This window comes from Gemmata algarum (assembly GCF_034097035.1).
In the GTDB taxonomy this organism is placed as follows: domain Bacteria; phylum Planctomycetota; class Planctomycetia; order Gemmatales; family Gemmataceae; genus Gemmata; species Gemmata algarum.
Window position 1 is genome coordinate 1 of sequence record NZ_JAXBLV010000021.1, and the last position, 12,638, is coordinate 12,638.

Annotated in this window: 12 protein-coding genes; 4 read left to right on the forward strand and 8 right to left on the reverse strand. The window is 66.3% G+C overall.

Annotation, left to right across the window (positions count from 1 at the left end):
- Positions 1-275 precede the first annotated feature (275 nt).
- The 3 genes from R5W23_RS03785 to R5W23_RS03795 are packed head-to-tail and all read right to left on the reverse strand — an operon-like array spanning position 276 to position 2,874.
- Entirely contained in the window at positions 276-1,100 is an 825-nt protein-coding gene (locus R5W23_RS03785) for a hypothetical protein (RefSeq protein ID WP_320685181.1), read from the reverse strand.
- Positions 1,097-2,212, reverse strand: coding sequence for a Gfo/Idh/MocA family protein (locus tag R5W23_RS03790; protein WP_320685182.1), 1,116 nt, complete (start codon positions 2,210-2,212; stop codon positions 1,097-1,099). The genes R5W23_RS03785 and R5W23_RS03790 overlap by 4 nt, the downstream gene beginning before the upstream one ends.
- Positions 2,212-2,874: a hypothetical protein gene (locus R5W23_RS03795; RefSeq protein ID WP_320685183.1), complete on the reverse strand. Its 663-nt coding sequence runs from the start codon at positions 2,872-2,874 to the stop codon at positions 2,212-2,214. The genes R5W23_RS03790 and R5W23_RS03795 overlap by 1 nt, the downstream gene beginning before the upstream one ends.
- Before the next feature lie 303 nt (positions 2,875-3,177).
- Between R5W23_RS03795 and R5W23_RS03800 the strand changes: the two genes are divergently transcribed.
- The gene (locus tag R5W23_RS03800; RefSeq protein ID WP_320685184.1) at positions 3,178-3,726 is read left to right on the forward strand and encodes a VOC family protein; all 549 of its coding nucleotides are present in this window, start codon (positions 3,178-3,180) and stop codon (positions 3,724-3,726) included.
- 130 nt (positions 3,727-3,856) lie between these two features.
- Here the strand turns inward: R5W23_RS03800 and ispH are convergent, their stop codons facing one another.
- Together ispH and R5W23_RS03810 are read right to left on the reverse strand one after the other, a co-directional pair.
- Complete coding sequence (gene ispH / locus R5W23_RS03805) at positions 3,857-4,789, reverse strand: 4-hydroxy-3-methylbut-2-enyl diphosphate reductase (RefSeq protein WP_261189390.1); 933 nt, start codon at positions 4,787-4,789, stop codon at positions 3,857-3,859.
- A 118-nt stretch (positions 4,790-4,907) separates the two neighbouring features.
- Positions 4,908-5,249 (reverse strand): DUF6370 family protein, encoded by a 342-nt coding sequence (locus R5W23_RS03810; protein WP_261189389.1) that lies wholly within the window; start codon positions 5,247-5,249, stop codon positions 4,908-4,910.
- Between the two features lie 230 nt (positions 5,250-5,479).
- Between R5W23_RS03810 and R5W23_RS03815 the strand changes: the two genes are divergently transcribed.
- Both R5W23_RS03815 and R5W23_RS03820 read left to right on the forward strand, forming a co-directional pair.
- A complete protein-coding gene (locus R5W23_RS03815) occupies positions 5,480-5,725 on the forward strand; it encodes a hypothetical protein (protein ID WP_261189388.1) in 246 nt (81 codons plus the stop codon).
- 397 nt (positions 5,726-6,122) lie between these two features.
- On the forward strand, positions 6,123-7,199 hold the full coding sequence (locus tag R5W23_RS03820) for a tagatose 1,6-diphosphate aldolase (RefSeq protein ID WP_261189387.1): 1,077 nt from the start codon (positions 6,123-6,125) through the stop codon (positions 7,197-7,199).
- A 202-nt stretch (positions 7,200-7,401) separates the two neighbouring features.
- Here R5W23_RS03820 and R5W23_RS03825 read toward each other — a convergent pair whose 3' ends face one another.
- The 3 genes from R5W23_RS03825 to R5W23_RS03835 all read right to left on the reverse strand — a co-directional run bounded on the left by R5W23_RS03825 (position 7,402) and on the right by R5W23_RS03835 (position 11,133).
- Positions 7,402-8,586 carry a class I SAM-dependent rRNA methyltransferase gene (locus tag R5W23_RS03825; protein ID WP_320685185.1) on the reverse strand — a complete coding sequence of 395 codons (1,185 nt, stop codon included), beginning with the start codon at positions 8,584-8,586 and terminating at the stop codon, positions 7,402-7,404.
- A 68-nt stretch (positions 8,587-8,654) separates the two neighbouring features.
- Positions 8,655-10,013, reverse strand: a complete 1,359-nt coding sequence (locus R5W23_RS03830) for a serine/threonine-protein kinase (RefSeq protein WP_320685186.1) — start codon at positions 10,011-10,013, stop codon at positions 8,655-8,657.
- Between the two features lie 88 nt (positions 10,014-10,101).
- The gene (locus R5W23_RS03835; RefSeq protein WP_320685187.1) at positions 10,102-11,133 is read right to left on the reverse strand and encodes an aldose 1-epimerase; all 1,032 of its coding nucleotides are present in this window, start codon (positions 11,131-11,133) and stop codon (positions 10,102-10,104) included.
- Positions 11,134-11,215: 82 nt separating this feature from the next.
- Between R5W23_RS03835 and R5W23_RS03840 the strand changes: the two genes are divergently transcribed.
- The gene (locus tag R5W23_RS03840; protein ID WP_320685188.1) at positions 11,216-12,268 is read left to right on the forward strand and encodes an Ldh family oxidoreductase; all 1,053 of its coding nucleotides are present in this window, start codon (positions 11,216-11,218) and stop codon (positions 12,266-12,268) included.
- Positions 12,269-12,638: the final 370 nt, after the last annotated feature.

Here is a 12,638-nt window from a genome sequence, read left to right on the forward strand (position 1 = left end):
CCAGAGGCCCGCGCTCCGGCGCCGGCACCTCGCAACCGGATCGGTATCCGAACCCACGCGCCTTACCCCGGAGGTACGGCCCGAGCCAGCGGCCCGAGTCGCCGGGGGTGGCGAGTTGGTATCACCCCTTTTTCGTCAGTTCAAACGCGAAGGCGCCCTCGAGCGCGGTGCCCGTGTCTTTAGCGGGCAGCTTCCAGGTGCCCTTCAGCGTCCGGCCCACCAGCGTGGCGGTGTACGGGAGGTTGACTTTCGCCCCCCTGTTGTCCGCCCTACGGTCAAAACGCCACCCGCAGCACCACGGCCACGAGCAGCGCGAACCCCAGCACGTATAGCCCGAGCCGGATGGTGTCGTCCGCGGTGCGGCGGGCCAGCAGCCGGCGCAAGGTCGCGCGGTCGCCCGATTCGATGGCGAGTTGCAGGTTGAGTTCGTAGCTGCTCTGCGGGTAATCGCGGATCGCCTCCTCGACGAGCACCTGAACCCCGTGCCGCGGGGTGGGGAGCGTCGGGCCGACCGCCGCGTGGAACCCGAGTTCGTCGGAGAAGGCGAACGTCGCCGGCCACAGGTCGCAGCGCGTCCGGTCCGGGAGGAGTTGCCACAAATCGCGGACGAACGGCGCCGGCGCGTCGCGCGTCAGCAGCACGCGGTTCCCGTCCACGAGTGCCTGGGTGCTGCCGAGCAGCAGCGGGCCGTCGCCGCCCTTCAGAACCGCGTCGAGTTGCTCCAGAGTGCGTTCGGGCAGCACCTCGTGAGGCCACGCGAGATCGGCGAGCGTTCCGACCGCGCCCCAATCCGGCGGGTAGCGGTCGGCGATCGCGAACGGGTCGCCGAGATGCCGGTACAGGTCGCGCGCGAGCACGAGGAAGCGAAACCCGAGCGCGCCGCCGGGCCGGTCCTTCACCTGAACCACCGCCACGTGCGACGCACCGAACGGGCACGCGAACACCGCGCCCGGGCACGCCACCCCGTCGGGGCGCGGGCCGAACAGCACCGCGATGCGTTCGGCTTCCGGCGTGTCGAACCCACCGGTCTGCGCGGCGACCTGCACCTTGCGGCCGTCGGTTGTCACGACCGCTTGCTGAATGCGGAGATCGGGCGTCATGCGCCCCCCAGGATGTCACTCATACTCACCACCCGGTGCTGGGTTGCGGCGGCGAACACCGCTTCGCACAGCGCGACAGTTTCGATGTTGTCGCGTCCGCTGATTTCGGGCTCGGTGCCCTGCTCCACCGCGACCAGCAGTTGCGCCATCGTGCCGACGAAGGCGTCCGGGAACCACACGTCGTCCCATTTCGGGAACTGCCACCCGTTGCTATCGCGGGTGCTGAACTGCAAGGTGCTCGGGGCGCGTTCGGGGTACTTGGGCCAGCCGATCGTTCCCTGCATGAGCCCGTCCGTCCCCTCCACGCGCCAGCGGATGGCGGTATCGCCGATGACCCCTTCCTTGCACGGCCCGGCCCAGACGTCGTCCCACGCCGACGCCCGCGCACCCGAGTCGTATTCGAGGATGTACAGATTGAGGCCGTCGCGGTGCGGGAATTTCGTTCGCGGGTCCGGGCGCGTGGACGCCAGAACCCGGTCCGGCGTGCCGAGCCAGTAGCGGAAGGTGTCCAGGTGGTGAATGCTTATCACGAACGTGGACAGCGACGACAGCCCTTCGGCCCACGGCATCCAGTGCGGTACCGCCCGCATGTCGATGGTGGCGAGAAAGGGTTCGCCGAGCCAACCCCGATTGAGAACGTCCTTCGCCGCCCGCACCGACTGGTCGAACCGCATGTTCTGGTTCACGGCCAGCGTGATCCCGGCGTCGGCGCACAGCGCCACGAGTTCCCTCGCCACTCCGACTGATAAAGCGAGCGGCTTCTGCGCGAGGATGCCCCGGAGCCGCCCCTTCCCGGCGCGGACCGCTTGGCGAATCAGATCGGGTTGCGCGTCGGGTGGAACGGCCACGTCAAGGATTTCGACATCGGCGTTGGCGAGTACCGCATCAATGCTCCGGACGGTCGGGATTCCGTGTAGTGTCGCAACTTCCTTTGCGGTCGTCTCGTTCCGTGACGCAATGGCAATGGGGTTGAATCCTGCGTTGCGGTAAGCGACGAGGTGGCAGTCACGCATGATGAATCCGGATCCGACGCAGCCGATGCGCCAGTCCATGCGACGAGGCAGCGTCGGGCGGTAGTTCAGACCGAGCGCGGGATCGGGAGAGATCGGCATCACGTCTTACCCAGCAGCAAATCCACGACCCAACAGCCCCTGACGTGCTCGCCCGGTTGGCGGCAGTGGTTCAGGATGTCGTCGTTGTCGCAACCCGCGTCTTGAAGGGCATCTGCCAGAATCGGCATTCGGTCAAAGGCTTTCTCGGCGTAGATGCCTTCCGCAAGGGTGCGAACGTCGGGCGTGAGCCAACGGGGGTTAATGGCGATGGGACGGAAGGGATTACGAAATATGTCTCGCAAAAAACTTGTCTGTTCGACTGATTCAGCCTCGTAAGCCGCATCCACAGCCACAGTGTTTTGCTCAAGTACAGCAACTTCGCCAGCAACCGCGTATCCATCTTGTCCAGCGTAAATGGCTATATCTCTCGATCCCGCAACCGCAGCCCTATAAGGATCTTCATGTGTTGCAGCCCAAAGTGCGTAGTCGCGGGCGAAGAGGTGCTCCCGTTCTGCGCGTAATGATTCGAGGTCGGCACGTCCATCGGCAAGGGCTTCTGCCACCTGCAGAATGCGAACATGGTGCGGCTCAATGAGTAAGTCACCGCGGCGTCGGCAGCAAGCGCAAGCGAACAATCGCAACTTTCGGTCAGTAGGGATGGAGGCAAGATAATCCAGCATTAACTGAGGGTCGGTACACGTCAGCCATTCCGCTTCGGTCATCGCGTCTCCCCTCAGCACCGCAACCGTTCCGCCGAAACCATGCAAATAGGACCATTTCGTGAGGTGCCCAACCGCCCGTCACCTGTCGAGGTGGCGAACCCTCATCATAAGGGTCGAAAGCGACGACAACGCCTCGGCGTTCTGTTCGAGATCGTTCATGTGCGCTGGCCGCCAACACCACCGCGCGATAATCCTCCGGCGTTGAGAGACCGCCCCTCGGCCGCGGTATCTTCCGAATGAAGCCAAACGCCCGAAAGGGTATGTCGCCCGATCACTGATCACTCTACCTGAAGGTGCGCCCTCATGCGCCCCGATGCCAACGCTCCCCCGGTGGACCCACGAACCCGGATCGGTCACGTTCACCTGAAGGTTGCCGATCTGGAACGCGCGCTGCGGTTCTACTGCGGCGTCCTCGGCTTCGAGATCACGCAGCGATACGGCACGCAAGCGGCGTTCGTATCAGCGGGCGGGTACCACCACCACATCGGACTGAACACGTGGGAGAGCCGGGGCGGATCGCCCCCACCGCCGGGAACGACGGGGCTGTTCCACGTCGCCATTCTGTACCCGACCCGCGCGGCCCTGGCCGACGCCCTGCACCGCCTGATCGCCGCCGGCGTCTCGCTGGACGGGGCCAGCGACCACGGCGTCAGTGAAGCGCTCTACTTGCGTGATCCGGACGACAACGGCGTGGAACTGTACTGGGACCGGTCACCGGAAGTTTGGCCGCGAACGGCCAACGGAGAACTGGCGATGGTCACCCGACGCCTCGACCTAAACGGCTTGCTGGCCGAGGCCCCCCTCAGACAGGAGCGGGCGGCGGCAGAGAGAAATCCCGCACCCGTTGCGTGACGCGACCGCCGGAGGCGAACACATTGGAGCCGGCGTCTCGGCTAATGAGGACTTGCCGCCCACAGCCGCCGCCCCATCTCGATCGACGGAGCCATCGGGTGAAGTGCCTTTGAAGCCGGACCGCTGAGCCTCACCCGGCGAGCACGCGCAGTTCGCGCGGCAGCGGGAAGCTCACGTCCTCCTCGCGCACCACACGGGTTTCCACCGTGGCGCCGAACGTCGCGCGCAGGTGCTCGATGCAGTCCTGTACGTGCTCCTCCGGCGCGCTCGCGCCGGCAGTCACCAGAACCGTGTCGGTCGGCGCGAACCACTCGTCCTTCAACTCGCCGACGCGGTCGATGAGGTACGCCGGGCGCCCGTTCGTCCGGGCCAGTTCCGCGAGGCGCTGGCTGTTCGAGCTGTTCTGGCTGCCCAGGACCAGCACCTTGTCCACCTCGCCGACGAGTTGCTTCACGGCGTCCTGGCGGTTCTGCGTGGCGTAGCAGATGTCGTCCTTGTTCGGCCCCACGATCTGCGGGTACTTCTGCTTCAGCGCGTCGATGACGCTCTTCGCCTCGTCCACGCTGAGCGTCGTCTGGGTCAGGAACGCGAGCTTGGCGTCGGCCGGGAGCGTGAGCTTCGCCACGTCGGCCGCGTCCTCGACGAGGACCATGCTCGCGGGCGCCTCGCCCATCGTGCCGATCACCTCGTCGTGCCCCTCGTGCCCGACCAGGACGATCGTGTACCCCTCCTTCGCGAACTTGATCGCCTCCTTGTGGACCTTCGTCACGAGCGGGCAGGTCGCGTCGATCGCGCGCAGGTTGCGCTGCTGCGAGTGCTGCCGGATCACCGGGGACACGCCGTGCGCGCTGTACAGCACCGTGCCGCCGTTCGGCACCTCGGAGATGTCGTTGACGAACACCACCCCGAGCTTCTGGAACCGCTCCACGATGGGCCGGTTGTGAACGATCTCGTGGTACACGTAGAGCGGGCTGCCGTAGTGCGCGAGCGCGGTTTCCAGGGCCGAAATGGCCATGTTCACGCCCGCACAGAACCCGCGCGGGTTGGCCAGGATGATCTTCATGCCGTCCCTCCTGTGACACCCGTTATGCTACGCGAACCGCCCCCCGCGGCGAACGCACAACCCCGAAACGCAAAACGCCACCCGAACGGGTGGCGTCGCGCGCGGCTGGGGCGCGAACTTACTTCTTGATCTCGACCTTCGGCTCTTCGATGGTCAGCTTCTTGTCCTTCTCGACCACCTTGCCGGTCACGGTGGCGTCCACCGGGGCGGTGCAGCACTTGCCGTGGTAGGTTTCCTTGGCGCCCTTGTCGCTCAGGTAGTACTTGACTTCCTTCTCGCCTTCCTTGACCACGAGGGCGTGGCCGCAGGTCTTGGTCTCGCTCAGCGAGCACTTGGTGCAGGTGAGCTTGCCTTCGAGCTTCTTGGTTTCCGGCTTCTTTTCGTCCGCGGTCAGGTTACCGCTGCCGGCCAGGGTGACGACGGCGAAGCCGAGGGCGAGCGCTAAAGCGGCGCGCAGCATGAGAGGAACCCTTTATTCGGTGTGTTCCGGCGTCCCCGGCCCCCGACACGGGCGCCACGAGCCCACCGGCCGGAACAACTATACCTATCGGTCCGCCCTGGTGCAAGAAGCGACTGAAACTACCGAAACGACGCCCCCACAACACACCCGGTGAAGGCCCCTTCCCGCTCCGGCGCGGCGCCGTATATTGAGGAGCTTGAAGAACCTGCAACAGCAATTGGAGTTGAAGTATGGCTCATCGCATGTCCACCCGTATCCGGTACGACCGCATCCGCGATAACGGCGCGATCTCCCGCACGTACAACGGGCACCTGAAGCGCAAGGAGCGGGCCAGCCGCGACGCCCGGATGAAGAAGCTGATCCAAACCGGTCAGTTCCCGTACACCCCGCCCGTTCAGAGCTGGCTGAGCAACCAGTTCAACGTCCGGTTCTCGGAAGTCACCGAGCAAATGGCGAAAGAACTCGCCGCCAAGTGACTTCACCAGCCTAACCACCGCGGTGCGGTTCGGGCCGGCTTCTCACACGAACAGGTTCGCGTCATAGAGGTCCGCCGGCAGGAAGCCCGGCGGAACCGGCTCATCCGGTGAAATCTCTCGGCTGGATGCTGACACATCGCATAAAAGCAAATCCCATCACGACAGAGACCATTCATTCCAGTGCGAGATGCAATACGCCCTGTCGGTGCGGCGCTCCCGCGTCAGACGTTGGCCCCGCTCACGAACGTCCTGAACGTTGGGACAGTTTCCGGAAATCTGGGCCACACGTCTCGGCGGCGGGGTGAAGTGGGTCGCACGGGCCGGCCAGTCTGTTCGTCCGATCTCTCGGCTCTAAGATGTCAAGCGATTCGCCGAATCTCTTGAGGGGACACGCTTCATGGCCACATCCATCACGCGCCTGTACGGGCTCGGCCTCACGCCGGGCAAGCTCCGCGGGTTGCAGCGCATCAGCAACCCGAACGGCACGCTGAGCATGGTCGCCACCGACCAGAACAGCTCGATGATCAAAATGATGAAGGCGGCCACCGGGAAGGAGCCGACCTACGACGAGATCGCCGACGCCAAGGTGATGCTGTCCCGCGCGCTGGCCCCGCACTGCTCCGGGCTCCTCGTGGACGGCTACTACGGGTACGCCAGCACCGTCGCGGCCCACGCCGTCCCGCCGGGCACCGGCATCCTGATCCGGGTCGAGAAGTCCGGCGCCGACAAGAACGCCGCCGGCGCGCCGTGCGGCGAGGTGGAGCCGGGCTGGGGCGTCCACAAAATCAAGCGGTGCGGCGCCGACGCGGTAAAGCTGCTGGCCCAGTTCGAGCCCGGCGAGTTCGACAGCGCCGAGAAGAACTTCGAGTTCACCCGGCAGATGTACGAGCAGTGCATCGAGCACGACATCCTGTTCCTGCTGGAGCCGATCCACTTCCCGTACAACGGCGAAAAGGAAGGGGCCGACAGCCAAAAGGCCCGCAAGGCCCAAACGGTGATCGAGTCCGCCAAGTACCTGAGCCGGTACTGCGACATCTACAAGTCCGAGTTCCCCGGCACGTTCGGCGTCGAGTCGGACGCGCAACTGGTGGACAACCTGAAGCGGCTCAACGACGCCTGCGCCAAGCCGTGGGTGCTCCTGTCCGCCGGCGTGGACTACGACAAGTACAAGAAGCAGGTCGAGATGGCGATGAAGGCCGGCGCCAGCGGCATCCTCGGCGGCCGTGCGTTCTGGAAGGAGTTCTTCACCCACGCGAACCCGGCCGACCGGCAGAAGTTCGCCGAAACCGAGTGCGTGCGCCGGGTGAAGGAGACCGACGAAATCGTCCGCACCGGCACCCCGTGGTTCGCCAAGTACGGCATCACCACGGAAGAGCTGCACGGCATCCGCACCGCCGAGGGGTGGCACGCCCGCTACGGCGGCGGCACCGCCGTCAAGGGCACCGGCCCTGTTGACCCGAACGCGGTGTATTGATCCCTTCCGCCGTCCCGAACACGCGCGCCGTGTTGTCGCCCAACTTGTCACCGGACCGGGTCCGCATGACGGGAACGTCAGTGCGGGCCGACAACTTGTAACGGCTCGGGCATTCCTGTCCGAGCCGAACACCCAGCACATTAACGACCGACCATCCGTCTCCCCACCGCTTGGCTCCAAACCGTCGCACGTCCCACCTCGTTCACTCGACGCGGCAAAACACGGCCTTCAGGTACCGGCCCTCGGGCACGTTGAGTAAGAACGGATGGTCCGAAGCGGCGCCGGTGATCTTGAACACCTGCACGTTCCGCCCCGCCTGCCACGCCGCCCGGCGAATGGACTCGAGGAAATCCGCCTCGCTCACGAGCCCCGTACACGAGCACGACAGCAGCACCCCTCCGGGCTTCACCACGAGCATCGCCAGCCGGTTCATGTCGCAGTACTTTTTGAGCGCCGACTCCACGTCCTCGCGGTCGCGGGTCAGTTTGGCCGGGTCAAGGATGACCGTGTCGAACCGCTCCCCGTTCGGGATCACGTCGCGGAGCCACGCGAACAGGTCCGCCTGAACGTACCGGATTTGCGCGCCGTTCAGCTTGGCGTTCTGTTTGGCCATGTCCAGCGCCTGCTCGTCGAGGTCGAGCCCGACCACCTCCGCCGCGCCCCCGAGCGCCTTCGCGTACACGCCGAACCCGCCTGTATTACAGCAGATGTCAAGCACCCGTTTCCCGCCGCAGAGCCCGGCCAGGGTCTTGCGGTTGTCCCGCTGATCCACAAAGAAGCCGGTCTTGTGTTTGCTGCCAGGGGCCACACGGAACTTCAGCCCGTGTTCGTTAATCACGTCCGGGGCGGGCGGCTCCGGCGGGCGGCAGTCGAACGACTCTTGCTTGCCGACGTGCTCCTCGGCGAAGTAGTAGAACTTGGCGTCCGGGTAGTGCGCCCGCAGGGCGTCCATGATCGCGGCGCGCTGCTTGAACATGCCCGCCGCGAAGAACTCCAGGACCAGCGTGTTGCCGAACCGGTCCACCACCAAGCCGCTCAGCCCGTCGGCCTCGGAGTGGACGAGCCGGTAGGCGTTCGTGACGTCGTCGAGCTTGAGCGTGTCGCGCCGGAACGCGACCGCGTCGCCGAGCTTGCGGGCGAAGTACGCCGCGTCGATCACCTCGTCCGATTTGGTTGTCAGGACCCGCAGGGTGATGCGCGAGTGCCCGTTGTAGAACCCGCGCGCGACCCACTGGCCGGCGCTGTCGATGATGTCCACAACGCTCCCCGGCGGGATGCGCATGGCGGGCCGCTCGACCATCTTCTGGAAGATCCAGGGGTGCGACGAGCGGCGCTCGATCTTGAGCTTGACTACGGGCAGCGGTGCGATATCGGGTGCGGGGTTCATACCCAACATCATAGGCACGGGAGCGAAAAGGCAGGATGGCCTCGGTGCCGATGTGGCCCCGCACCGGCTCACATCCCCAGGTACTGACGCAGCGCGTGGTGCAGTTTGTTACAGCGGTCGTGCCAGTTGCGCTGGTCCTGGGGCGGGTACTCTTTCATCGGCCGAAACGCGGCGACCACGCACAGCCGCGGCTGTCCGGGGTCGGGTTTGTCCATCTGGAGTTCCAACTCGATCGGCTCGTGCCCCCGCGGCACCGTCGGCCGGCGGCCGGCGAACCACCCGAGGATGCCGCTCCGTTCCTTCGCCTCCTTGTAACCTTCGGGCACGCCCAGGCGCAGCTTGATGACGCCCGGCTCGCTCGCCAGCACCTGCCCGCCGAAGTCTTCTACAAACCCGCGCAGCTTCGCCGCGGCCATCCGCTCGGGCATCAGGGCTTCGAACTCGTGCAGCACGTGGAACGGGTCGGCCGGCGACGGCCGCGCCCGCGCGGGCGGCGCGGCGATCGCGTCCGCCTCTTCTTCGGCAGCGAGCGGCTCCCAGCCCTCCGGCAGCGTGGCCGCCCAGATGTCCTCACCGGTCGCCTGCCCGAACATTGATGCCAGTTCCTGCGCCGACTGCTGCCGCTCGTTGGGGTACTTGCTCAGCGCCAGTTGCACCACCGCTTCGAGTGGGGGCGGCAGGTGGCTGCACCCGATCTTGTGGAACCGCGGCGGCGCGTCTTTGATGTGGGCGGTGAGGAGCTTGTCCTGCGTGTGGTGGTTGAACGGCAGTCGCCCGGTGAGCAACTCGTACAGGATGATGCCCACTGAGTACAGGTCGCTGCGCCCGTCCACACGGTCCCCGCGGATCATCTCCGGGCTGACGTAAGCGGGGGTCCCGATCGCGTAAATCGCCCCGTGGCCGGTCAGCTCGGCGAGCTGAATATGCGGCTTGGCCGAGAAGCCCGCGAACCCGAAGTCCATCACTTTGAGCGACTCGTCCGCCCGGCCGGCGTTGAGCACCATCAGGTTAGACGGCTTGAGGTCGCGGTGAACGATGCCCGCGTCGTGCGCCGCCTGGAGCGCGTGGCAGAAGCCGCCGAGCAGGCGGCCGGCGCGTTCCGGCGTCAGAACACGTTCCCGCTGGATCAGTTCCTCGAGTGTGATCCCGGGCACGTACTCCATTACGAGGCACGGCCCGATCGGGTCGTCGAGGGACGCCTCGATCAGTTGCACCGCGTAGGGGTGGTGGAAGTTCGCCATCGAGCGCACTTCGGCCTCGAAGAGCTGGCGGAACTTCGGGTGCGTGACGACGTGGTCGTGGACCCGCTTCACGACGGCTCGGTGGTCGGGGCTGTTGAGCGGCTGGGCCAGGAACACTTCGGCGTTGCTACCGGCCCCGAGTGAGCGCAGGAGCCGGTACTTTCCGAGCGCCGTCTTGCCGACCATCCGCGTGCCCCCGCCGGTCCCGTACCGCCCGGCGCAAATCTAGGATGCGTCAGCGCCGGGAGCAAACCGTTACGCCCGGGGCCGAATTTCACACGACGGCCGGCTCGTACCGGTACTCCACCGCGCTCTCCCAGACCCCGCCCACGGGCAGCACCCGCCACCCGCTGTCGGCCCCCTTTGCCTGAAGGTTCGAGGCGTCCGCGGAGCACGAATACGGCTCAATAGCAACCGCGTGCCGGTGCGCCGGCGTGAACAGCACCAGGTCGCGGAACGACGTGTCCGCCAGTACCCGCAGCCGGCCCACCGCGTTCGGGTGCGAGAGGGTCGCCACCTCAGTCAGGCCGCTCTGCGGGTCCACCGGACCGTGCGCTTCGGCGAACACGTTGTCCAGCGCCGTCGAGCCGACGGGCCGGGGCGCGCGGAAGTCGAGTTCGGGCGGCAGCCCGATCTTCCGCCCGGTGGGCAGGTTGTTCTCCGCTTCCCAAAGTGCGCCCGTGCCGGCCTGAAGCACGTAATCGGAAACGTCGGCGGCGTTGGCACCGGGAAGCACGAAGTACCCGTGGTACCCCAACCCGAACGGGAGCGGCGCGGCCCCGACGTTCTCGACCCGCGCGTCCACGCGGAGCCGGTCCGCGGACAGCCGATAGGTGACCTGGAACTCGAAGTCCGACGGCCACCACGGGAGCGCCTCCGGGAAGTCCTTGGCGAGGTTGAACGCGCCGGTCAGGGCGGCGTGTGCGTCGCCGCAGTCGTGGCCGGTCACGCGCCAGCGGTTGCGCGGGGTGAACCCGTGGATCGCGTGCAGCTTGCTCGACTCGTTCAACGGGAGCTGGTACGTCTTCCCCTCGAAGGTGAACCGGCCGTCCCGCAGGCGCCCGGGGAACGGGAACAGGATCGGCTGGCCGCTGCGCGTCGGCACCGGGTTGCTCTCCCAGTCCGGCATGTGGAACAGGATGTCGGCCCAGTGCCCGTCGGGCTGGCGCACCTGCCACTTCAGGCAGTTGAACCCCCACTGCGGCCACACCTCGGCGCGGACGGTGCTCGCGGCGTCGGTGAGTTCGTAAATCGTGCCGCTGCGGTCGCCCGCCTTGCCCTCAGACGCGCGCACTTCAAAAGCCATGACGGACACCTTTTCTGATAATGGGGGTAATTCGCGCGGGTGATTGTACCTCGAACCCGCGACCGATTTCACGGAACATCCGATGCCCACATTCTCCCCGGCGGCACTCACACAACTCTCGCAAACGCTGTTCGAGGCGGTCGGCGTTCCGGCTACCGACGCCGCGACCGTGGCTCGCAGCCTCGTGGACGCCAACCTGTGCGGGCACGACTCGCACGGGGTGATGCGCGTGCCCCAGTACCTCGACTTCATCCGCAAAGGCACCTATAAGGCGGGCGCCCCGCTGACCGTCATCTCCGAAACGCCCGCGGTTGTTGCCGCCGACGCGGGCTGGGGGCTCGGACAGGTTCAAACGTACCGGCTCCTCGACAAGTTGGTGCCGAAGGCAAAGGCCCTGGGGATCGCGGCCGGCACGCTCCGCAACTGCGGACACACGGGGCGCCTCGGCGAGTACGCGGAGTTTGTCGCGAAGGAGAACTTTGCTCTCTTCGCGGCCGTTAACTCGCACGGCTCGGGGCGCCGCGTCGCCCCGCCCGGGGGCACCGAAGGCCGCATCAGCACCAACCCCATTTGCATGGGCACCCCGACCAGCACCGCCCCCGTCGTAATCGACTTCGGCACCAGTTCCGTTGCAGAAGGAAAGGTGCGGGCGCAGTTCCAAAAGAAGGAGCCTGCCGGCGAGGGCTGGCTGATCGACCACACCGGCCAGCCGACCACCGACCCAAGCGTGCTGTACAACGAGCCGCGCGGCGCGCTGCTCCCGTTCGGCGGCACGCAGGCGTACAAGGGCTTCGGGCTCGGACTGCTGCTCGACCTCCTGTGCGGCGGGCTGTCGGGCGGGGCGTGCAGCAACCCAACGTTCCCGCTCGCGGGCCAAGGCAACGCCGCGGTGTTCGTGCTGTTCAACCCGGCGCTGTTCGGCGGCGTCGAGCACTTCTTGAAGGAAACCGACGGACTGACGACATACGTTCGCTCCTGCCCGACGGCGGCCGGCGCCGGCACGATCACACTGCCAGGCGACCCCGAACGCGCCGCGAAAGAAAAGCGCACCAAGGACGGCATTCCGGTTCCCGATGGCACCTGGGAGCTGATCGCCAAATCGGCAGCGGAACTCAACGTACCGCTGCCCGCGTAAACGCAACCTTCACGACACCGCAGAGGTACGCCGAAGCGAGAAACGGCACTCGCCTCGCTCCGGCGCCGACGGCCAAAAAGGCGCAAGCAACTTCGCAACAACACCTTATAGCATACTTCGCGAATGCTGACGCGGCCGATCGAGGCCAGCCGCGTGAGCGGCGTCCGGGGTTCGGAGCGTGGGATTCGTGGGTAGCTCCGTACCAGCGATTCACCAGTCCTTGACCAGTTCCGGTACCAGCAAGTGTCCTGTCAGTCACCAGTCGGGTGCAACCGGTTCGGGACTGTAACCCCCGTTACACCGCCGCGCTACCGGCACCGACTGCCGTGGTGTTTTCAGTGTGGCCCGCTCGCTCCGCGAGCGGTTGCGA